The sequence below is a fragment of the Photobacterium sp. GB-1 genome, assembly GCF_003026165.1.
Lineage (GTDB): Bacteria > Pseudomonadota > Gammaproteobacteria > Enterobacterales > Vibrionaceae > Photobacterium.
In genome coordinates, this window is the sequence record NZ_PYOB01000014.1 from 65,569 (window position 1) to 87,320 (window position 21,752).

Genomic DNA, 21,752 nt, shown 5'->3' on the forward strand with positions numbered 1-21,752 from the left:
TATGACGATGGATACTCAGTATAATTATAAAATCGTTAAGTACTTTATGATCGCGAGTGTTAGTTGGGCGTTCATAGCTATGTTAATTGGTGTTATTTTAGCTGCGCAACTTTATTGGCCTGCCCTTAACCTCGATTCTGAATACTTTCAATTTGGTCGTCTCCGTCCATTGCATACTAATGGCGTCATTTTTGGCTTTGTCGTCAATCTTTTAATGGGAACGTCCTTTTATATTGTTCAACGCACCTGTAAAACACCGCTATATAACAACACTGCTGCTTGGTCTGTCTTTTGGGGTTGGCAATTTATCCTTCTTCTTGCCCTTATTACCCTGCCATTAGGTTTTACTACCTCAAAAGAGTACGCCGAACTTGAATGGCCAATTGATGTCTTAATTGCTGTTATCTGGGTGATGTACGCCATCGTGTTTTTTATGACTGTCGCCAAACGTACCGTTCATCATATCTTTGTTGCTAACTGGTTTTACGGCGCGTTTATTATTGTTATTGCGATGATTTTTATTGCTAACAATCTCGAATTGCCTGTCACGATGTGGAAATCTTACTCTATTTACTCAGGGGCTGAAGATGCTATCGTGCAATGGTGGTGGGGACATAATGCGGTTGGTTTCTTATTAACCGCTGGCATCATTGGTATGAACTACTATTTCATTCCCAAAATTGCCGAGCGCCCTATTTACTCTTATCGCTTATCTGTTATTCATTTTTGGGGCTTAGTCGGCTTTTATACTTGGGCTGGTACGCACCATCTTATTTATTCTTCTGTGCCAGATTGGTTACAAAATCTCGGCATTGTGATGTCGTTAATTTTATGGCTTCCCTCATGGGGTGGCGCGTTTAATAGCATCATGACCTTGCTCAATAATAAGCAGAAACTTAAGCACGATTACATTATGTGGTTTTTCTTCTCTGCCATTGTTTACTACGCGCTAGCGACTTTTGAAGGGCCATTATTAGCCATTCGTTGGTTTAATATGATTGCGCATAATACCGATTGGATCATCGGTCATGTGCATTCAGGAGCCCTAGGTTGGGTTGGCATGTCTGCCATTGCCGTATTTTATTACTTTATTCCTCGTTTATATGGTCACGAGCAATTGTGGTCAAATCGTTTAGTTAAATGGCATTTCTGGTTTGCGCATATTGGGATAGTACTTTATGCCGTTGCACTGTGGATAGCTGGAATTGGACAAGGCTATATGTGGCTAAAAGAAGATGCTAATGGCTCTCTTAGCTATAGTTTTGTCGAAGCGATGAACTTCAGTGCACCGTGGATGTTAGTTCGCTTTATCGGTGGTGCGTTGTTTGTGTTAGGTATAATTTTAATGATTTATAACCTATACAGAACGCTAAAACAGCCAAAACCTAGATCAGTTAAGCATCAAAATGCAGCAACAGAAAAGGTAGATACTCATGATTAATAAAGATTTTACCTCATCTGTAGTGATCCTTATTGTTGCAACAACTTTGGTTGCTGCCTTTTCATTCTTAGTATGGGTACTTCCTGCTTTTTTTTACCAAGATAAGTTAATTGCACAATCAAGCGCGAAACCATTAACCGCATTAGAAGTTGCTGGGCGTGATATTTATATCAGTGAAGGTTGCCATACTTGTCATACCATGATGGTACGTCCATTAAATGCAGAAATTAAACGTTATGGACGATATAGCCGAGAAAGTGATGATATTTATGAACATCCCAATTTATGGGGTTCAAAACGTACTGGACCTGATCTCACTAATTTAGGTCGAAAATATTCTGATCAATGGCACATCATTCACCTAAGAAACCCTCGTGATGTTGTACCAACTTCGATTATGCCCTCTTATCCTTGGCTCTTTGAACAAGTACTTGATGGTGAAGATATTGATGCAAAACTAATTGCATTACGTACGCTTGGTGTTCCTTACACTGATAAGGAAATTAAACAGGCACGATTAGAAGTAAAAGGTAAAACCAAGGCACAGGCATTAATCGCCTATCTACAAAGTCTGGGACAAGATCAAGGAGTACGACCATGAGTACTTTTTGGAGTGGTTGGGTCATTATCCTAACCCTTATTTTTCTCGCAATTATGATCGTCGTTGTTGCGTACTACTGGAAGAAAAACAGTGCAGCCAACGCTAATCGAACCGTCGATAGCTTTGATGGTATCGATGAAAACGATGCCGCCGTACCAAACCTTTTACTTCTTTCTTATCTTCTCGCTTTCATTATCGCTGCCGTTTTTTTGGTGCTCTATCCTGGCATGGGAAACTGGCAAGGACTCATGAAGTGGCAATCAAGTAGTGAAGCGGCTTCAACCTCTACTACTTCATTAGCCAAACAAATTAGCCAAGTACCTAATAGTGATACATCATTTCAAGCATTAAGTACCTCGCCTGAAATTGTGGTCGCTGGGCGTGCTTTATTTCAAACCCATTGTGCGGCTTGTCATTTAAATCAAGCACAAGGTCAGCTTCATTTCCCTAATTTAAGTGATACCGTTTGGCTTTATGGTGGTAGTGATGAGGCGATCCATCATTCGATTGTTAAAGGTCGTAACGGAGTCATGGCTGGTTGGAAAGATATTCTGACTGAAGAAGAAATTGAGAATGTTTCATATTATGTCGCTTCACTTGAAAAAAATCGCATTATCTCAGAGCCAGCGGTCAAGCTTGAACTCGGTAAAACCGTATTTGATGCTAACTGTACGGCTTGTCATGGCAGTAATGCAAAAGGTAATACTGCGATTGGTGCGCCAAATCTAACCGATAATATCTGGCTTCACGATGGCAGCGTTGAAGGTATTATTTCAACGGTAAAATATGGCTTGAACAATCTCATGCCTGCTTTTGAAGAGCAACTCAGCGATAGCGAAATTCAAGCATTAGGGGCTTATATTCGCCACCAAGGAAATAGACAAAACGAGAAACTCGCAGCACTTGATCCGGATATGGTTAGTAAAGGGCAATACCTTGCTTATGCAGGAGATTGTATTGCTTGTCACACTGGTGAAGGTGGCGAACCATTTGGTGGCGGTTTAGGATTTTTAACGCCATTTGGCACGCTTTATTCTACCAATATTTCAGCACATCCAACCTATGGTATTGGGGATTACACCTACGATGAATTTTATGATGCGCTACATAAAGGTAAAGGCAAGCATGGTTACCTTTATCCAGCGATGCCCTACTCGTCTTATCAGTATGTGACAGATGAAGACACACAAGCACTTTGGGCTTATATGCAATCGCTTAATTTTGTGAATACTCGTAATGAAGAAAACAAGATGATGTTCCCAAGTAATATCCGGTTAGGACTACTTGGTTGGAATATTGCCTTTCTTAATACCGACCCTTTGCAATACCCAGCAGATGCCACCGAACAATGGAAACGGGGTAAATATTTAACCATGGGGTTAGGCCATTGTTCGGAATGTCATACTCCACGTAACGTTGCACAAGCTTTGATAGAAAAAGAGTTATTCCAAGGCAATTTAATTGATGGCTGGAAGGCTCCGGATATTACCGCAACAGAGTTATACCAAGACCGTTGGGATGTAAAAACATTAACCGAGTTTTTAAAAACGGGTCATTCAGATAAAGGAACCGCATTTGGTGGTATGGCGGAAGTGGTACAAAACAGTACCCGCTTCTTAACAAAGCAAGACGTTGCAGCCATTGCGGAATACTTGATCACTGGTGATAAATATAACGAGTTAGATAGCTCGGTTCCTCAGCTTAACCCACCAGGCTTTGGTGACTTGGTGCCAGCCAATGTTGATATTCAAACCGTAGAGCTAAAACCGTTAAGTAGCAACGATCCTGAAAACGAAGCCAAACTATATGGTGTGTATGTGCAAACCTGTGGTGCATGCCATGGTAAAGACGGTAAAGGTAGGAAAGGGATCGCCCCTACGCTGCTTAACAACGGGATAATTATGCACAGTGATCCTTACGATACGATTGCCGTTACCATTCGTGGTTTATCGCCAAACTTCATGGAACAAGACAGTAACTTTATGCCTATGAGTAGCTTTAACTCGGTGCTCAGTGATGCCAACCTTGCGAAATTAATTAGCTTTGTCCGCGATAAGTTAGGTGATAGAACTGTACCTGTTACACCACAAGAAGTAGCAGAGGTAAGAAAAGATTTAATTAAAGGTGGCTATGCTGGGAATATACACTCCATGACAACACCAGAACAAAATCAGCCCAATAGCATAACAGAATGAGCGATTATCTAAATGGAATATATCGCTACTAATTGGTTAACATGCCATCAACAGTAACAATATTTACAATTAATATGCATTTTCTGTCTGCTTTTTATTGCCTAAGCAAAATTAATAGGTATCATCAAATTTCAATCCTTTGAGTAGAGGCGCGCTGCCTAAAAGTATCCGGATGGAGGGTGACACCTTTGAAGTCTGGGGAAAGGAGTCGGCGCCGAAGTGTTTGTTGTGTCGTCAACAATCGCTGGGTCTGCATTAAATAAGTGCAGAACTGCCATAGTTATTTTGTCTATGGAGCGCTACCCTAAGGGATACGAAGAAGTATTTTTTCTCCTGAAATCTGTTTCTCTATCCTTTCGGTAGATCTCCACCTAATATAGGTGTTTAAGAGATCCATGAATCTAGTTCAATATTCTGACTCCCTGCTATCAGTTGTACCACCCTTACTGGCGGTTGTTTTAGCAATCACTACACGACGTGTATTGTTATCACTTGGCCTTGGTATTGTTGCAGGCGCAATCCTTCTTAATGATTACAGCCCTTTAGCGGCGCTTCAATATATCGTAAATAAAGTTGTAGGCCTTGTTTGGGCAGACGGTGCTGTAAATAGCGGTAACGTTAATATGATCATCTTTATGCTTTTGCTCGGTGGTTTGATCAGCTTAATGACAGCAACAGGTGCCACTAAAGCATTTGCTGAATGGGGTGTTCGTCGCTGTAAAGATCGCCGTAGCGCAAATATGCTAACGGGTTTAATGGTTTTTGCTTTCTTTATTGATGACTTTTTCCATAGCTTATCTGTGGGGCCTATTTGTCGCCCAGTAACAGATCGCTTCAATATCTCACGTGCAAAGCTTGCTTATTTACTTGATTCAACGGCTGCACCTGTTTGTGTTATCACGCCAATTTCTTCTTGGGGTGCTTACATTATTGCTATTCTTAGCGGTATTTTAGTAACAAACCATATTACCGATATCAGTGCTATTTCATTGTTTGTTCAAATGATCCCAATGAACTTATACGCCGTGTTTACGCTATTAATGGTTATCGTTGTTATTTTCTTCCAACTTAACATTGGTCCAATGCGTCAACACGAAGCATGGGCAGAAGAAGGTAAGCTTTGGGATGAATCTAAAGGCCACCCTAAAGGCTTAGAAATTACGACTGAGTCTGAAGGCCAAGGTACTATGATTGATATGGTATTGCCTATTCTGACACTGACAGTCTCAAGCGTTATCTTTATGATCATCAGTGGTGCTGAAGTATTAAGCGCAAAAGGCGAGGCTTTTAGCTTAATTGCTTCTTTAGAGCATACCGATCTAGGTGCTTCATTGGTTAATGCATCTTTATGTAGCCTCGCTGTTTCTATTCTTCTAGCTTTACGTTTAAAGCTGCCACGTAAGACTTGGTTAACTGCGGCACCTCAAGGTGTACAAGCGATGATCCCTGCAATCATTATTCTACTTTTTGCATGGACGATCGGTACTGTTGTGAGTGATATGTCTACAGGCCAATACCTAGCCTCTTTAACAAAAGGGGGGTTCCCAACGGAATTACTACCAGCGTTAGTCTTCATCCTTTCATGTGCAATGTCATTTGCGACAGGTACAAGCTGGGGCACGTTCGGTATTATGTTGCCACTTGCTGGTGATATGGCGGTAGCAAGTGATGCTCACCTATTAATGCCGATGTTATCTGCAGTACTTGCAGGTTCGGTATTTGGTGATCACAGCTCACCTATTTCAAGCACAAGTATCTTGTCTGCAACAGGTGCAGGTAGTCACCATATGGATCACGTTATGACTCAGCTTCCTTATGCTATTACTGTCGCTTTTGGCGCACTATTAGGTTATTTGGCAATGGGTATCTTATCTTCAACAATTGCGGGTATTGCAGTAAGCTCTGTTTGGTTCCTTGCATGTTGTACGATTCACCTACGTCGTCATAAGAAACAACTGCAAGCGGTAACAGCATAAATAAATACATTAATATTAGATCATAAAATCTAATAATCCCCGTTCGTTTTAATACGCATTTGCTTTATGCTAAGTATTAGACAACGGGGATTTTTTTGTATAAAAGCTAGGAAATAGAATGGAATACTTACATACCATGGTACGAGTGAGCAACTTAGATGCTTCACTGGATTTTTACTGTAACAAGCTTGGTTTGGTAGAAATTCGACGAAAAGAAAGCGAACGTGGACGTTTTACTCTCGTATTTTTAGCTGCACCTAATCAGGCAGAAACAGCAAAAGAAACACAATCGCCTTTATTAGAACTAACTTATAACTGGGATCCAGAATCGTACACTGGTGGCCGTAATTTTGGTCACCTCGCTTTTGCCGTCGATAATATTTACGATTTATGTGCTCATTTACAAAATAATGGTGTTGTCATTAATCGCCCACCCCGTGATGGACATATGGCATTTGTTCGTTCACCTGATGGTATTTCGATTGAACTGCTACAAAAAGGTGACGCACTAGAACCCGCTGAACCTTGGGCTTCGATGCAAAACCAAGGTGAATGGTAAGAAATAGCTTTTGTTTGTCGGTATTATTTTATTCAATAATACCGACAGTTTTAGAGCCTTTAAAGCACAATAATGCCAAGTTGACTTAATAATTGCTCTTGTTGCCAGTCGCAAATTTTTACACCGTTCAAATTCACACGTCGAATATCAACCCCCTCTAAATCCACATGACAAAGATCTGCGTCTTCTACAACGCATTGACCCCACTGTTCAGAGGAAAACTCACCGCGACTTAAGTCAGATCCTTTAAACGATGTTGCCAACAAATTAGCCCCATTCCATCGGTTTTCAAACAGTTCGCACTGCTCTAATTTTATGTCTTCGAAATTGCTATAACGTAAATTGCAGCCAGTGATAAATGCCGAGCAAAAGAAAGTGTTATGGGTAATATAATTTGCAAAAGAAGCATATTGAAAATCAACGCCTTGGAGATTAGATTGTCGCATTTCTATGCCAAAACACTGCGCATTACGAAAACTAGCCATTGACAAATTACACTGCTTAAAACTCGCATCTTTGAGCTTTGAATAGGAAAAATCACAGCCTTTGTCATCCCCCACATCAATAAAATTACAGTTGATAAAACTCGCTTCAACTAAATTTGCACGTGAGAAATCACAACGATAAAACTGACAATTTTCAAAAATAGCTTCGGACAATTCTTGTTTAGAAAAGCTTTCATCTTGATAGCACTGACCTACAACATGCATACATTATCTCTTCTATTACTCTGCGACTGATCAAAAAAAAGCACAATTACTGATTGCTCAATAATAGCGCTTTCTCAATCTATTAGAACTTATTATTTAATTACTTATGAACATCACAATTCGAAGCTACTGATGATACTTGTTTTACATCTTTAACATCATAAGTATTCTGTAGGCTATGGAAAACAGTCGCATTGTAGTAATCACCATTTTCAATACTAAATGTAATTGAGTAGTTCATACCTGCAACCACTTGCTGTGTTACATGATAGATTTTACCGAGCTGATGCTCACCAGGGATTGCTTTAACGGCGTCTTTTGCTGCTTGTTCCACTTCAGGTGTTATGTCACCTTGTGCCCAACCACCAACGATTGCGTGAGAAAAATTACAACTTTCTTGCATATTCGCCTCATTCGAAGTTACGTCTTTTGCAGAATTACATGCAACTAATGTAACTGAGCTTAAAGCAATGAGTAAAACTTTCTTATTCATCATCAAATCCTAATTCACATTTTCTGCATATATATCAACAGAAAACATGATTAAGTGCAAATATACTTTATTCGAACGGTGATTTATTGCTATAAGTAATGATATAAAGCAATTATATTTGCATTTTTATATGACATACTTGCGATAAGATTGCTGATTAATATCTTCAATCTCGACTGTGACGCAAATATCATTCTGAAACATTGCTGCCACTTGGTGCAAGATGACTTCCGATAGATTATCTTTTTGCTTTGGATCTCTACCTGGAAGTACCCTTACGGTAATATGAACGAAAGGCTTTTCGGTTGTCCCTGTACGATATAACTCATAAGGTATGGCACGGGTTTTTATATCTTCTTCATCAAAAAGCCCTGAACTAAACGTCGCGTAATGCGTTGTTGCCATTAATTCATTTAAATTAATCTCTGTTTCAAGATCTTTGGCATATTCAATAATGCAATGCGGCACAGCTTATCTCCTGTATATGAATAGCTTATTTAATGACACTAGCATATATAAATAAGAGAACTCTTAGTTTGATCAGCTTTTTGATAATAAATACATTTAATATCTGAGTTCTTTTGCTTTCTGTGATTCCTGTACAAAAATAGCTCTTTTCTGTTACGTTAAATCACTGAGCATAACAATTAAAATGTTAGTACTTTTTCCGCCTTTAGTGTCCAACTTGCTAAATCATCTAACGAGCCTATTTCACAATCTTCAATGAGCAATGACTCAGACAGCCCTCGCGCACAACAACAGGTTTTACACAATTTGACCTTGCTTCCTTGTGCAATAAGGATTTCAAGCATTTGTTGAATATCATAGCCTTCTACCGGATTTTGCTGTTTCATCGCGCACATCACAGCATCAGACATTAAAAACAATTTGAGACTTACAGGTTGTTCTTCCTGTTCATTAAGTTTAATGGCTAAGCGTAATGCATTAAAAGGACGCTCAGAGCCATAAGGAGCGTCATTGATAACGATTAAAATAGTTTGCATTTAATACCCATCTAAAAAATAAAATCAATTGCCTTTATTGTCACACAAAATGAGATTAAATATATAAAAACCCCAAACACTACTGATCAATAATAGCAATAGTCAATTAATATCACAGTTCACATTTTTAATGTCTTTACGTCACTGTACGTCTACAAAACATTCAGTTAGTACACATTATTATCTCAAATTCACGTTATATGCATATTCTACTATTCTCAACTCGAATAATTTGGCACATTACCGCCTCAGTTGATTTAACACGTTTATTCATAGCAGCTGAAGTGTACTTAACCTCTAGAATGAGAACATAAAATGAGTCATCGTCTTCAACTAACCGATGCACCATCGGTCCTATTTTTATTTGGTCTTTCTGGTGCCGGTAAATCTTTTGTCGGTGATGTCATTGGTGCTCATGACGATTGGTTTGTTTACCATGCAGATGACGATTTAACTGATGAAATGCGTGAAGTTATTGCTGCGAACAAGCCTTTTACGGATGAAATGAGAGATGATTTTTTTATTCGTATCAGTCAAAAAGTTAATCACTTCCGGACTCTTTATCCCCGTGTAGTGGTTACACAAGGTGCTTATAAAAAACAACACCGTGATTTCCTACGTCAAAGTATCACAGACATAGATATGATATATGTCACTGCAACGGACTCGTTGATTCACCAACGTTTAGAGTATCGTATCAATGGTATTTCTAACGAAAGTGCAGACGCTATAAAGCATATTTTTGAAACACCTGATGATACTGTAAAAACAATTTTTAATTGTGAAGGCAAGACTTCTATCATTGCGCAATTAAACCGTTTTTATAACAATATACAATAAAAACATGATAGATAAGATCATTAAATTTTATGTTTATAAATTTAACCTTGATGCTACCTTGTTACTTTTATAACTTCCTTGAAATATTTACCCCGTCACGTTTCTCATTATTTCCCCTTAACTATATGAACACTTTAGCATAGACTTATACATTGTATGTCTATGGATTCATATTAAGGTGTCTGTGTGAATGGGTTAAAACAGTATCTTCTTGCCATTTTAGTACCATTGGTTGCTATGGTGACTATTTTAAGTCTCTATTTTTACCAGAAAGACAGTGTTCAGCTTGCAGAACATATCAAAGAAAATGAACTGCGCCAGTTAGATTCTCTTATACAAATTAGTTACTTACATCTAAACACTATCACTGAAGATTTAAACCGTCTCACTTATCAATTACAGCAAGAACCTCTTCATGAACCATTACGGGTCTTGGAAAAGGCAAATGTACTAAAACAATTTAAGAGCATCCTTATTACCTCAGAGCTCTATGACTCCATTCGATTAATTGACTATAAAAACAGCCAAGTTCTTCTCCTGGACAAGGTGAAAGATGGCTTTCATATTGATTACAGTAAAGTCATTGAAGAACCACAAGAATTAAAAAATATAGATCATACATTTTCTCTTAATAATAAAATAAGCTACATTTATAAACATCAAAATAAAGTATCATTTTATCAACATTTAAAATTAGAACACAGCAATTGGGTTGTGCAGCTAAGTTACCACCAAATCCCTGTTAGTAATATTGCAAGCAATAAAGAGCGTACAAATTTTATTATTAACAATGATGCAAAATGGATCACACAGCCATACTTAAACAAATCACTGACCCCATCAAGAGATGATAATACAAGTTCTGATGACGTACTTTTCTCTGTTACCTATCCTTATTTATGGAACGCTGTAAAACGATTAAACAAAGGACAAACGATCATTGGTGACTATCTCTACACCTATACCCCACTGATATTTAAAGATAAAAAATTAAATAAAAATATAGATAAAAACACATCTGAGTGGGTGTTAATTTCCTCACTAAATTTTGATAAAGAACTGAACAATCTGTATTTTTCTAATTTTACACGAATACGTTTAACCGCCATTTATATTACGTTTTTTATTTTAATTATTAGCTCAGCAATGTTGATACGACGATTAATTAAGAATCGTAAAAATGAACAGACATTACGTAAGCAACGAGATCAAAATCTAAAAAGATATACGGCGGTTATTAAAAATAGCGAAGATGGTATTGTAGCACTCAATAAAAATAGAGAAATTACAGCGATTAATGACGCTGCTTTTAAAATACTTAATATTCATTCTCGCGCTTTACAAAAACCATTAATAGGTCTCTTCTATTCAAAACAAATTCAAGATGAACTCACAACCTTACTTAATACTATTGATCAATTACCTAACACAGAGCATTTAAAGACTCATATAAAACTTAAATATAAACGTTCAAAACACCTTGAAGTTATTGCAACTAAGCAAGTTGATAATGTTGAAGATAACATTTTACTTCATATTGCTGATATAACTTATTGGGTTAATCGTGAGAAGAAATTACAAGCCTTATCTCGCGCAGCAGAACAAAGCGCAGAATCCGTTATCATTACCGATAAAAATGGCTTTATTCAGTATGTAAATACGGCTTATGTAAAAATGAGTAACAAGCCTTTAAATCAGCTTATTGGTAGCCACAGCTCAATTTGTATTAATGACTATATCGATAATAAGCATGAACAAGATGAACTCATTAGCAAATTAGTCTCAGGACAATCCATTCGCCATGTTATTACCAAAAAAACGGATAACGATATAATTTATATGGATTATACCATTTCACCTATTCGCGGTGATGATGGCAATATTTGTAACTACATAGCAACAAGCAAAGACATAACAGACAGAGTCAGTTATGAAAATAGATTACACCGTCTTGCACACTATGATGCATTAACCCAGTTACCGAATAGAACAATGTTTACTCAAGATATTGCACACAGCATGCAAGAAGCAATTCGACATAAGGCTCAAATTGCTATCATCGTGATCGATTTAGAATTAACAAAACAGCTTCATGAATCCATGAGTAATGAAGACATTGAAAAAATCCTTTTAATTGTCTCAAAACGGATAAAATCTAATTTACGTGAGACAGATGTTTTAGCCCGTATTGATACTAATGAATTTGGCATTTTAATCAGATCATTTCACGATTTACAAACAATCACGCAAGTGGCTGAACGATTACTACAAAATACTAATGCGCCGTTATCTATCGATAGCCAAGTACTTTCTATCTCAACTAACATTGGTATTGCATTAAGCTCAGACACCGAATCAGACCCAAAGCTGATACAAAAATACGCTCACATGGCCTTATATCGCGCTAAAGGATTATCCGGTAGCAACTACTGCTATTTCACTGAATCGATGGAAGCGGAAAACATTCAGCGTTTAATACTTGAGTCTGACCTTCGGAAATCCGTTGGTAGTGAACAATATGAATACTTCTATCAACCTAAGGTGAATGCCAATACACACACACTGTGCGGTGTTGAAGCCCTACTACGTTGGAAGAACAGCAAAGGAGAATACCGTTCACCTATTGATGTTATCCCTGTTTTAGAATCATCCGAGCTTATTATCGATGCTGGGCGTTACCTGATAAATCAAGCATGCCTTCAATTAAAATCTTGGCAAGACAAAGAGTATTACTTTGATATTGCAATCAATATTTCTGCAAGACAGTTATTAGAAGCCGACTTAGTAGAAACAATAACACAAGCGATTAACAATACGGGTTGTAACCCTCATTTTCTCGAACTTGAATTAACAGAAAGCGTGCTCATGTGTGATGTTAATTTTGCTTTAAAACAGCTTAAATCTTTACGTAAACTAGGCATTAAAATCGCTATTGATGATTTCGGAACTGGTTACTCTTCCCTCGCTTATCTTTCGCGCTTTCCTATAAACATTCTAAAAGTCGATAGAGAATTCATCAAAGATCTGCCTTTTAACAAAGACAGTATTACGATTTGTCGTTCTATCATAGAACTTGCTCATAATTTAAATTTAACAATTGTCGCTGAAGGTGTTGAAACAGAAGTTCAACTTAAGTTCTTAGAATCTCTCGGCGTGGAAGAATTACAAGGCTTTTATTTTGATAAACCATTACCATTATCCGATTTTGAGAGGAAATATTTAAACACAAATGAAATAAGGTCAACTTTAAGTTGAAAACAAGGTTCTCATCATTCTTAATGTGTCTTATTATTATGGTAATGAAATTGTTATGTAGGATGCTTTGATGAGCTTTGATGACCACTTAAATAACTTTATCAAGCAGCGCGATCAATTTGGTGGCACAGCCCAACAACGGCAGCAGAAACGTAATAGCTATGTCGTTGTCGATGCAACGGATCAAAGTAAAGCCCGTGAGTCGATGGCTCGTGAACAAGAATTAGCTGCAAAACGTGCTGAATTTGAAACCAAACAACACCATGAACGCGTGAGTGGGCGTTGTGTTTTACCAGATGAAGCACAAACATTGGAAAACAATAAATTACAAGCAAGACCGGCAGATCCTAGTCGTATCGCATATATACAGCAGCTTAAAAAAGATCTAAAACTCAAAAAATACAGTAACTGATTTTATCTTCATTCATCAAAAGGAAGCTATCGCAATAGCTTCCTTTTTTATTGTAAATAACCAAATAAAATTACAATAAGTTTTAATCACAATAAATAGAACACAAAAAACAAGCACAAATTACAGCATTGAATACTCTTAAAGTGTAAATCGCTCAATTTTTTTAATTTTTTATCCAAATAAATCAAAAAACATCTGTGCAAAAAACAACCAATCTTATATTGTGAGAAATTTCCGTTTTTTTTCAATTGCATTCATAATAACTAAAATTTCATTTTAACCTTCGTATTACAGTGCACATTTCGTTATAAATATGACTCAACTTACTGATTTAGGCAAAAACAATAAGATAAGCATATGTTTTATAATAAAAATTAAATTTAAAAGATGGCATTTATGTAATTTTTATTTGCAGTTTTAACCTTCGAAAAATAACAACCGTCAACGCATAAAAATAAAACAATTCAATAACATCAAGAGCACCAGAAAGTAACTTCATTTACTTTTTAAAGTAGGTATATTCGATATTTTATACAATATCACCACTTAAAGCTTAATTGACTACTACATTATAATTTGAATAGCAATATGGTAAGAATACCTTTTAAACGTTAAAATTAGCGTCAAAGAAGTACAATAGAAGATTATCGATGAACACAACTATTCAAATTAATGAGCTCGAATCATTGCTCATAGCAATAATCGTGCTTTTTCTAGGTTACTTTATTAATAGTAAAGTTGCGATTTTAAGAAAGTATAACATTCCAGAGCCGATTGTTGGTGGCTTGGTTGTTGCTGTTATTATAACAATTTTTCATTTCCAAGGGTTTGATATTAGCTTCAAGCTAAGTATGAAAAATGCATTAATGGAAATGTTCTTCGCAACAGTTGGCCTTGCTGCTAGCTATAAACTCTTAGCGAAAGGTGGATCACGTGTCTTCTTATTCCTAGCCTTAGCAACGGTATTTATTGTTATTCAAAATGCTGTTGGCGTTGGCTTAAGTAAGCTACTTGGTCTAGATCCATTACTGGGTCTTGTTGTTGGCTCGATTACATTATCAGGCGGTCATGGTACAGGCGCCGCTTGGGCACAAACCTTCTCGACTGACTATGGCTTAAATACGCTTGAATTATCGATGGCATGTGCAACATTTGGGTTAGTCATGGGGGGTATTATTGGCGGACCTGTCGCACAGCGTCTTATTAATAAATACAACCTAAAATCAGATTTTGGTGAAAGTGGTAATCACCATATTGATCACCCTGATCTTGTAACATACAGCGACAAAGAAGAAGATCGTATTACCTCAAAGAATACAATTGAAGTGTTATTTATTCTTCTTGTCTGCGTTGCTGGTGCATCACATGCTAAAGAGTTTGTTGATAGCTTTGGTATTAGCGCACTTCGGATTCCTGAATTTGTTTACGCACTTTTCATTGGTGTCTTCATTACTAACTTTTGTGAAGGCACTAAGTGCTACAAAATCAATAAGGAAACCGTTGATGCTTTAGGTACTATCTCGTTATCCCTATTCCTTGCAATGGCCTTGATGAGCCTGCATTTATGGGAATTAATGGATCTCGCATTACCTATGTTGGTGATTCTTATCGTACAGACCATCGTGCTCGCGCTATTTGCTTACTTCGTAACTTTCCGCGTAATGGGTAAAAATTACGATGCCGCAATTATTGCTGGCGGCCACTGTGGCTTTGGTATGGGTGCAACACCAACAGCTGTAATGAACATGGGGGCACTTGTATCTCGAAATGGGCCATCACCACAGGCATTTATGGTTGTACCTATTGTTGGTGCTTTCTTTATTGATATTACTAACCTACTTGTACTACAGGGCTATATAAGTTTCCTTGGTCACTAATAGTAATCACACTTCATAGTTCATAAAGGGGAAAGAGATGCACTCTTTCCCCTTTTGTTATTCCTTTTGAAACACTCAATAACGCCACAAATAAATAACACCCCCATTACATTCACCTCTCAATTAAAACGCTATTCAAATTCAGTTACACTCTAACTTTCATACTTTCAGCTCATTTGTAACAAACAATTTCTAGCCAATTTTAAATTTAAATAATCTTGATAAGATTCGCGCACTTTAAAAAACCCATTTAGATATAACATTATCTTTGTTGGCAAAGTGATCTGCTGACATCGCCTTAATTGAGAAAAGTATGAAAAAATTTGATAGAGCAATGCAGATCTTACTTGCTGGATTCTGCATTAATTTGTGTATGGGTATTCTTTACGCATGGAGTGTTTTCAAAAAAGCACTTGTTGTTGATTTAGGCTGGTCAAATGCCGACGCTTCGCTACCTTATACGGTTGCCATTATTACCTTCTCATTATCATTATTGGTGGCAGGTATTCTGCAAGACCGTATGGGTCCACGTCGAGTACTCATCCTAGGTACAGTGATGGTTGGTCTAGGTATGATCATTTCAAGCTTTGCTACCACGCCTACGTTACTGATCGTAACATTCGGTATCTTAACAGGTAGTGGTATCGGTTTTGGCTACGCGTGTCTTAGCCCATCTGCAATGAAATGGTTCCACCCTTCGAAGAAAGGTCTAGTTAATGGCTTAATTGCAGCAGGCTTTGGTTTAGCAGCTGTATACTTAGCCCCGCTAACATCTTTCCTGATTAAAGAAGTTGGAATAAATACAAGTTTCTTAGTATTAGGTATTGCTGTACTTATTATTGCAGTGCCTCTTGCTTGTACCATTAACAATCCACCAGCAGGCTATACACCAGAAGTCCCTTCTGGCTACGATGTAAATAATAAATCAGGTAATGCTGCAGATCTAAACTGGCGTGCAATGCTAAAAACACCACAGTTTTACTCTCTTTGGGTAATGTATGCATTTGCTTCTGCATCAGGTTTGATGATCATTGGTAACATCACCTCTATTGCAGCAACACAAGCAAATATCGCAGATGCTGCATATTTAGTTGTAATTTTAGCAATATTCAACTCTGGTGGCCGTGTAGTTGCAGGTATCCTATCTGACAAGATCGGTGGCATTAAAACCCTCATGATTGCCTTTATTATGCAAGCAATCAACATGGTAATGTTCGCAACGTTTAAGTCTGATTTTACGTTAATTATTGGTGCAGCCGTTGCAGGTATTGGTTACGGAACACTGCTTGCAGTATTCCCATCAATCATTGCTGATTTCTATGGTTTGAAAAACTATGGTGCAAACTATGGTGTACTTTATACCGCTTGGGGTGTGAGTGGTTTCATTGGCCCTGTCGTAGCGGCGTTCGCTGTTGATACTACAGGTACTTACACACTGGCATATACCGTGTGTTCTATCATGCTTGGTGTCGCGGTTGTGCTTTCTTTTGTGACTAAAAAAGTAGATTCAGTCGCACTGGCAGCAAAAGCGACAAACGCATAACGAACTAAAATATAAGTAAGAAAGACTCAATTTTTATTGAGTCTTTCTTTATAAGACAATATTCCCCAATTCGCAAAAAATTCAAAACACTAATTCGAATAATAGAAAAAAATCAGACTTAAATACTTAATACATCGACTAAATATGATATTTAAGTTTAATCTACGACAAAATACCAAACAATTTAACTACAAAGCAGCACTCCCACCAAACCGCATAAAAAATCATAATTATGCAAATTGAACATCTTTGAAGATATCAAGATACAACTTAACCTCTGCGTTCACCAACTTAAAACACCCGTTTAAATAAGGCCACGGCGCAATAATCACGCCAATACACTCATTATTTTCAATCCCTAACCTCACACTATTCAAAGCACCCAGCATGAATAATTAGTCACATATGGTAATGATTATTATTTTATTCTAATTTTCATCTTGTTAGCTTTTCGTGATCTATATCTTTTCGTTCACTAGACCTTTTATTTTCTCTTCCTATAATTAACAACTGTTAACATGTTGTTAAAATTATTAACGATCTATTTTTAATTTCACATCAAGACCAACAAAGGAAGGTACAAATGGCTAATAAATTATCAGTGGTATTTGCGGCGTTAGCCTCTTCAACTGCCCTTTTTGCTGCAAACGCCAATGCTGAAACTACGTTAGACAAAGTGATGAAACAAGGTTATGTCCAATGTGGCGTAAGTGCAGGTCTACCTGGCTTTTCAAACCCTAATGCAAAAGGTCAATGGGAAGGCCTTGATGTAGAATTCTGTCAAGCTATTGCGGCAGCAACTATTGGCGATAAATCGAAAGTTAAATACATCCCACTGACAGCAAAAGAGCGTTTCACTGCACTACAGTCTGGTGAAATTGATGTTTTATCGCGAAATACTACATGGACACTCCACCGTGATACCTCTTTAGGCCTCAACTTTACCGGTATTAACTATTACGACGGTCAAGGCTTTATGGTTAAAAAAGACATGGGCATAAAAAGCGCTAAAGAATTAGATGGTGCGGCAGTTTGTGTGCAATCAGGAACGACTACGGAGCTAAACCTTGCTGATTACTTCCGTGTTAATGGTATGACTTATAAGCCAGTTGTATTTGATACAGCACCTCAAACATCTAAAGGCTTTGATTCTGGTCGTTGTGACGTATTAACAACGGATCAATCTGGTCTATATGCTCTGCGTTTAAACTTAAAAGATCCTAATTCAGCTGTTGTACTACCAGAAATTATTTCTAAAGAGCCTTTAGGCCCTGTAGTCCGTCAAGGTGATGACCAATGGTTCAACGTAGTTCGCTGGACGCTCTTCACTATGATCAATGCTGAAGAATTCAATGTAACTTCTGCTAACATTGATAAATTAGCGAAAGAATCAAAAGATCCAAATATCCGTCGTCTTATTGGCTTAGATGGACCAAAAGGTAAAGGCTTAGGACTTAAAGATGATTGGGGCTACCAGATTATCAAACAAGTAGGTAACTACGGTGAGAGCTTTGAGCGTACTGTCGGTGAAGGCTCACCACTTAAAATTAAACGTGGTTTAAACGCGCTTTGGACGAACGGTGGTATCCAATACGCACCACCAATTCGTTAATCACACGCATAGATATTTATTGAAAGAAACATAGTACAACGTAGCACTATATAGGGATTCGGCAACGGGTCCCTACTTTTACATCTCAATAGGAACTGAGGTTGTTGTATGGCTCCTACACCACATACATCGGATGTATCGAATCCAAAGTCCAAACAGAACATTTTTTATAACCCAACTTTCAGAGCGGTTATTTTTCAACTTATTGCTGTTATTGGGCTAGTGTTCTTTTTTTACTCCATCGTAAATAATGCCCTTACCAATTTAGAATCACGAGGTATCTCGACAGGATTTGACTTTCTTAACCAAGAAGCCGGATTTGGTATTGGCTTAACACTGATTGATTACGATGAAACTTACACTTATGGGCGAACCTTTGTTATTGGATTACTAAATACTGCGTTAGTTGCAGGATTAGGTATTATCCTTGCCACAATTATTGGCTTTATCATGGGCATTGCTCGACTCTCTTCAAATTGGTTAATCAGCCGTTTAGCTGCTGTTTATATTGAAGTCTTTCGTAATATTCCTTTATTACTGCAAATCTTTTTTTGGTACTTTGCAGTACTCCAGGCACTTCCCTCTCCTCGACAAAGTATCAGCTTAGGCGAAGCTATATTTTTAAATATTCGCGGACTATCTATTCCTAGCCCTATCTATGGCTCGGGCTCTGAAATTGTTGGATGGTGTTTAGCCATTGCTGTTGTTATTTCTTTGTTCTTTTATCAATATGCTAAGAAAAAACAACAACAAACAGGTCAACAACTTCCCGTACTATTAACCGTAACAGGATTAGTTTTAGGCTTGCCGTTAATCGCCTTTTTTGTCACAGGTATGCCCATTGATTTGGAATATCCAGAACTTAAAGGTTTTAACTTTAAAGGTGGAATAACCATCCTTCCTGAACTTGCAGCCCTTTTACTGGCACTAAGCATCTATACCGCTTCATTTATTGCTGAAATTGTTCGTTCAGGTATCAATGCTGTTAGTCATGGTCAAACCGAAGCCGCTGAAGCGTTAGGGTTATCGAGAAATAAAACCTTACGCCTTGTCGTTGTACCGCAAGCACTGCGTATTATTATTCCGCCGCTCACCAGCCAATATTTAAATTTAACCAAAAACTCATCGCTTGCGATGGCCATTGGCTATCCCGATCTTATTTCTGTCTTTGCAGGAACAACCTTAAACCAAACAGGTCAAGCTATTGAAATCATAGCAATGACTATGGCTGTCTATCTCACATTAAGCCTATTCACCTCTTTGGTGATGAATATCTATAACAAGAAAGTCGCGTTGGTAGAGAGGTAATCACTATGAATAAACATCAATTTCAACCCGATCTACCGCCACCAGCTAATACCGTCGGGATTATAGGCTGGTTACGTACCAACTTATTTTCCTCTTTGACCAATAGTATCGCGACATTTCTCTTAGGCTATTTTGCTATTTTAGGCATTTGGTACATCGTTGAATGGGCATTTATTAATGCTGACTGGACAGGTGATAGCCGTGATGCATGTACCAGTAGTGGTGCATGCTGGACATTTATTAACGTCCGTTTTGATCAGTTTATGTTTGGCTTTTATCCAACAGAAGAGCTGTGGCGACCTAAACTTTTTTACGCAACATTAGCCCTGTTCATTGGACTATTAGCTTACGAAAAAACACCTTATCGTGGATGGATATGGCTATTTTTCGTCAACATTTATCCATTCATTGCCGGCTTCCTGCTTTATGGTGGCGTATTTGGTTTACCGATTGTTGAAACGCACTTATGGGGCGGCCTATTAATTACCTTAGTAATTGCGATTGTTGGTATTGTGGTTTCTTTACCCATCGGCGTCGTACTCGCCTTAGGGCGACGTTCAGAAATGCCTATAATTCGTAGTATTTGTACGGTTTATATTGAGTTATGGCGAGGTGTTCCACTGATCACCGTACTCTTTATGGCATCGGTGATGCTCCCTCTTTTCCTTTCCGCCGAAATGGAAACCAATAAATTATTCCGCGCACTTATTGGTGTGGTGATGTTTAGTGCCGCTTATATGGCAGAGGTTATTCGTGGAGGCTTACAAGCAATCCCTAAAGGGCAATATGAAGCAGCGGATGCATTAGGTTTAACGTATTGGAAGAAGATGTACCTTATCGTTTTACCTCAAGCGTTAAAGATTACCATTCCCTCTATCGTAAATACGTTTATCGGCTTGTTTAAAGATACCAGCTTAGTCCTCATTATCGGTATGTTTGATGTATTAGGTATAGGGCAAGCAGCCACCAGCGATCCTGAATGGTTAGGCTTTGCAACTGAAAGCTATGTCTTCGTTGCTTTAGTCTTCTGGATTTTCTGTTTTGGGATGTCACGTTACAGTATTTATTTAGAAAACAAATTACACACTGGGCACAAACGTTAGCAAGGACAGCATTATGACGAGTAGTACTTCAAAACCTAACACGGATAACACCAGCTCTGATCTTATGATCCAGCTAACTGATGTGAATAAGTGGTATGGTCAATTCCATGTTCTGAAAAATATTAACTTACAAGTAAAGAAAGGCGAGAAGATCGTGATTTGTGGTCCTTCAGGATCAGGTAAATCAACCATGATCAGATGTATTAACAGCTTAGAAGAACACCAAAAAGGACAAATTATTGTTGGCGGTACAGAGCTAACTGATGATTTGAAAAATATCGAATTAGTACGTAAAGAAGTCGGCATGTGTTTCCAGCACTTCAACCTCTTCCCTCACCTAACGGTATTAGAAAATTGTACTCTTGCTCCTATTTGGGTGAAGAAAATGCCAAAGAAAGAAGCAGAAGCGTTAGCGATGAAGTACCTTGAGCGGGTACAAATTACCGATCAGGCGAATAAATTCCCAGGACAACTTTCTGGTGGTCAGCAACAACGTGTTGCTATCGCCCGCTCACTTTGTATGAATCCGCAAGTTATGCTTTTTGATGAGCCTACATCAGCACTCGATCCTGAAATGGTTAGAGAAGTGCTTGATGTTATGGTTGAATTGGCAAATGAAGGCATGACGATGCTTTGTGTGACTCACGAAATGGGGTTTGCACGACAAGTTGCTGATCGGGTTATATTCATGGATCAAGGTGAAATCATTGAAGAAAATAATCCACATGATTTCTTTGATAATCCAAAATCTGATCGTACCCAATTGTTCTTAAGCCAAATATTACATTAAGCCGTATAATTTAAATGTTTCAAAGAAAACAAG

18 protein-coding genes and 1 riboswitch are annotated in these 21,752 nt (G+C 37.9%); of the genes, 14 read left to right on the forward strand and 4 right to left on the reverse strand.

What is annotated here, in order from left to right:
- Positions 1-7 precede the first annotated feature (7 nt).
- From ccoN to C9J45_RS14050, 5 genes are all read left to right on the forward strand, one after another.
- Complete coding sequence (gene ccoN, locus C9J45_RS14030; RefSeq protein WP_107246918.1) at positions 8-1,441, forward strand: cytochrome-c oxidase, cbb3-type subunit I; 1,434 nt, start codon at positions 8-10, stop codon at positions 1,439-1,441.
- Complete coding sequence (gene ccoO / locus C9J45_RS14035) at positions 1,434-2,042, forward strand: cytochrome-c oxidase, cbb3-type subunit II (RefSeq protein WP_107206380.1); 609 nt, start codon at positions 1,434-1,436, stop codon at positions 2,040-2,042. Before ccoN ends, ccoO begins: the two co-directional genes overlap by 8 nt.
- A complete protein-coding gene (ccoP, locus tag C9J45_RS14040) occupies positions 2,039-4,237 on the forward strand; it encodes a cytochrome-c oxidase, cbb3-type subunit III (RefSeq protein WP_107292669.1) in 2,199 nt (732 codons plus the stop codon). The genes ccoO and ccoP overlap by 4 nt, the downstream gene beginning before the upstream one ends.
- A gap of 136 nt (positions 4,238-4,373) precedes the next feature.
- Positions 4,374-4,547, forward strand: a riboswitch (Lysine riboswitch).
- A gap of 85 nt (positions 4,548-4,632) precedes the next feature.
- Entirely contained in the window at positions 4,633-6,213 is a 1,581-nt protein-coding gene (locus C9J45_RS14045) for a Na+/H+ antiporter NhaC family protein (protein WP_107246915.1), read from the forward strand.
- Positions 6,214-6,331: 118 nt separating this feature from the next.
- Positions 6,332-6,772, forward strand: coding sequence for a VOC family protein (locus C9J45_RS14050; RefSeq protein ID WP_107206377.1), 441 nt, complete (start codon positions 6,332-6,334; stop codon positions 6,770-6,772).
- A gap of 59 nt (positions 6,773-6,831) precedes the next feature.
- Here C9J45_RS14050 and C9J45_RS14055 read toward each other — a convergent pair whose 3' ends face one another.
- From C9J45_RS14055 to C9J45_RS14070, 4 genes are all read right to left on the reverse strand, one after another.
- Positions 6,832-7,482 carry a Qnr family pentapeptide repeat protein gene (locus tag C9J45_RS14055; protein ID WP_107206376.1) on the reverse strand — a complete coding sequence of 217 codons (651 nt, stop codon included), beginning with the start codon at positions 7,480-7,482 and terminating at the stop codon, positions 6,832-6,834.
- A 100-nt stretch (positions 7,483-7,582) separates the two neighbouring features.
- Complete coding sequence (locus tag C9J45_RS14060) at positions 7,583-7,975, reverse strand: cystatin domain-containing protein (protein WP_107259534.1); 393 nt, start codon at positions 7,973-7,975, stop codon at positions 7,583-7,585.
- A 126-nt stretch (positions 7,976-8,101) separates the two neighbouring features.
- Positions 8,102-8,443 carry a 5-carboxymethyl-2-hydroxymuconate Delta-isomerase gene (locus C9J45_RS14065; RefSeq protein ID WP_006645414.1) on the reverse strand — a complete coding sequence of 114 codons (342 nt, stop codon included), beginning with the start codon at positions 8,441-8,443 and terminating at the stop codon, positions 8,102-8,104.
- A 179-nt stretch (positions 8,444-8,622) separates the two neighbouring features.
- Positions 8,623-8,979, reverse strand: a complete 357-nt coding sequence (locus C9J45_RS14070; protein ID WP_107206374.1) for a DsrE/DsrF/TusD sulfur relay family protein — start codon at positions 8,977-8,979, stop codon at positions 8,623-8,625.
- A 315-nt stretch (positions 8,980-9,294) separates the two neighbouring features.
- Here C9J45_RS14070 and C9J45_RS14075 point away from each other — a divergent pair, with 315 nt between their 5' ends.
- The 9 genes from C9J45_RS14075 (at position 9,295) to C9J45_RS14115 (ending at position 21,719) form a co-directional block, all read left to right on the forward strand.
- Positions 9,295-9,819, forward strand: a complete 525-nt coding sequence (locus C9J45_RS14075) for a hypothetical protein (protein ID WP_107287639.1) — start codon at positions 9,295-9,297, stop codon at positions 9,817-9,819.
- A 186-nt stretch (positions 9,820-10,005) separates the two neighbouring features.
- Positions 10,006-13,074 (forward strand): EAL domain-containing protein, encoded by a 3,069-nt coding sequence (locus tag C9J45_RS14080; RefSeq protein WP_107292670.1) that lies wholly within the window; start codon positions 10,006-10,008, stop codon positions 13,072-13,074.
- 70 nt (positions 13,075-13,144) lie between these two features.
- Positions 13,145-13,486, forward strand: a complete 342-nt coding sequence (locus C9J45_RS14085; protein ID WP_107206371.1) for a hypothetical protein — start codon at positions 13,145-13,147, stop codon at positions 13,484-13,486.
- A gap of 650 nt (positions 13,487-14,136) precedes the next feature.
- The gene (gene gltS, locus C9J45_RS14090; RefSeq protein ID WP_107246909.1) at positions 14,137-15,363 is read left to right on the forward strand and encodes a sodium/glutamate symporter; all 1,227 of its coding nucleotides are present in this window, start codon (positions 14,137-14,139) and stop codon (positions 15,361-15,363) included.
- A gap of 313 nt (positions 15,364-15,676) precedes the next feature.
- Positions 15,677-16,906, forward strand: a complete 1,230-nt coding sequence (locus C9J45_RS14095) for an OFA family MFS transporter (protein WP_107206369.1) — start codon at positions 15,677-15,679, stop codon at positions 16,904-16,906.
- A gap of 583 nt (positions 16,907-17,489) precedes the next feature.
- Positions 17,490-18,518, forward strand: a complete 1,029-nt coding sequence (locus C9J45_RS14100; protein WP_107206368.1) for an amino acid ABC transporter substrate-binding protein — start codon at positions 17,490-17,492, stop codon at positions 18,516-18,518.
- A gap of 108 nt (positions 18,519-18,626) precedes the next feature.
- Entirely contained in the window at positions 18,627-19,826 is a 1,200-nt protein-coding gene (locus C9J45_RS14105) for an amino acid ABC transporter permease (RefSeq protein WP_107206367.1), read from the forward strand.
- A 5-nt stretch (positions 19,827-19,831) separates the two neighbouring features.
- A complete protein-coding gene (locus C9J45_RS14110; protein ID WP_107206366.1) occupies positions 19,832-20,929 on the forward strand; it encodes an amino acid ABC transporter permease in 1,098 nt (365 codons plus the stop codon).
- A 13-nt stretch (positions 20,930-20,942) separates the two neighbouring features.
- Positions 20,943-21,719 carry an amino acid ABC transporter ATP-binding protein gene (locus tag C9J45_RS14115; RefSeq protein ID WP_369917481.1) on the forward strand — a complete coding sequence of 259 codons (777 nt, stop codon included), beginning with the start codon at positions 20,943-20,945 and terminating at the stop codon, positions 21,717-21,719.
- Positions 21,720-21,752: the final 33 nt, after the last annotated feature.

What these genes read in the sequence shown, in the direction of transcription:
- ccoN (WP_107246918.1), top strand. Translation starts at nt 8, where the DNA reads ATGGATACTCAGTATAATTATAAAATCGTTAAGTACTTTATGATCGCG.
- ccoO (WP_107206380.1), top strand. Translation starts at nt 1,434, where the DNA reads ATGATTAATAAAGATTTTACCTCATCTGTAGTGATCCTTATTGTTGCA.
- ccoP (WP_107292669.1), top strand. Translation starts at nt 2,039, where the DNA reads ATGAGTACTTTTTGGAGTGGTTGGGTCATTATCCTAACCCTTATTTTT.
- C9J45_RS14045 (WP_107246915.1), top strand. Translation starts at nt 4,633, where the DNA reads ATGAATCTAGTTCAATATTCTGACTCCCTGCTATCAGTTGTACCACCC.
- C9J45_RS14050 (WP_107206377.1), top strand. Translation starts at nt 6,332, where the DNA reads ATGGAATACTTACATACCATGGTACGAGTGAGCAACTTAGATGCTTCA.
- C9J45_RS14055 (WP_107206376.1), bottom strand. Translation starts at nt 7,482, where the DNA reads ATGCATGTTGTAGGTCAGTGCTATCAAGATGAAAGCTTTTCTAAACAA.
- C9J45_RS14060 (WP_107259534.1), bottom strand. Translation starts at nt 7,975, where the DNA reads ATGAATAAGAAAGTTTTACTCATTGCTTTAAGCTCAGTTACATTAGTT.
- C9J45_RS14070 (WP_107206374.1), bottom strand. Translation starts at nt 8,979, where the DNA reads ATGCAAACTATTTTAATCGTTATCAATGACGCTCCTTATGGCTCTGAG.
- C9J45_RS14075 (WP_107287639.1), top strand. Translation starts at nt 9,295, where the DNA reads ATGAGTCATCGTCTTCAACTAACCGATGCACCATCGGTCCTATTTTTA.
- C9J45_RS14085 (WP_107206371.1), top strand. Translation starts at nt 13,145, where the DNA reads ATGAGCTTTGATGACCACTTAAATAACTTTATCAAGCAGCGCGATCAA.
- gltS (WP_107246909.1), top strand. Translation starts at nt 14,137, where the DNA reads ATGAACACAACTATTCAAATTAATGAGCTCGAATCATTGCTCATAGCA.
- C9J45_RS14095 (WP_107206369.1), top strand. Translation starts at nt 15,677, where the DNA reads ATGAAAAAATTTGATAGAGCAATGCAGATCTTACTTGCTGGATTCTGC.
- C9J45_RS14100 (WP_107206368.1), top strand. Translation starts at nt 17,490, where the DNA reads ATGGCTAATAAATTATCAGTGGTATTTGCGGCGTTAGCCTCTTCAACT.
- C9J45_RS14105 (WP_107206367.1), top strand. Translation starts at nt 18,627, where the DNA reads ATGGCTCCTACACCACATACATCGGATGTATCGAATCCAAAGTCCAAA.
- C9J45_RS14110 (WP_107206366.1), top strand. Translation starts at nt 19,832, where the DNA reads ATGAATAAACATCAATTTCAACCCGATCTACCGCCACCAGCTAATACC.
- C9J45_RS14115 (WP_369917481.1), top strand. Translation starts at nt 20,943, where the DNA reads ATGACGAGTAGTACTTCAAAACCTAACACGGATAACACCAGCTCTGAT.